Origin of the sequence: Streptomyces sp. SM1 (genome assembly GCF_002910825.1) — a bacterium.
Lineage (GTDB): Bacteria > Actinomycetota > Actinomycetes > Streptomycetales > Streptomycetaceae > Streptomyces > Streptomyces okerensis.
In genome coordinates, this window is the sequence record NZ_NEUB01000523.1 from 1 (window position 1) to 404 (window position 404).

1 pseudogene is annotated in these 404 nt (G+C 77.5%); it reads left to right on the forward strand.

Features of this window, described 5'->3' with window-relative positions:
• A pseudogene (locus B9S61_RS12785) lies at positions 1-404 on the forward strand (hypothetical protein); the annotation flags it as partial.

Below are 404 nucleotides of genomic sequence, written 5' to 3' on the forward strand. Positions count from 1 at the left end.
CCCGCCGACCCCGCGCTGCTCAGCGACATGACCGCCTACCGGGAGATCGCCGCCCGCGCGGAGGAGGCCCGGATGGAGGGCCGGCCCGTGCCGGCCCTGGAGCGGGAACAGCGGCGTCTGGAACGGGAGATCCGCTCGCGGACCCTGCACATACGCGGCGAGGCGCCCGACGGCGGGGACCGTCTCGACGTCGGCCGGCTCCTGGCGCGGCTGGGTGAGGACGTACGGCTGGTGGAGCTCGCGGTGCTCGACGGTCGGGTGCAGGTGCTGCTGTGCGGGCAGGGCAGGGTGCGCCGGTTCGAGGCGGGGCTGCTGGCGGCGGCGGAGACCGAGGCCGAGCACGTACAGGCGGGGCTGCGGCGGCTGGCCCACCCCGGGGCCCAGGCGCGGCTGCCGGTGGTGGA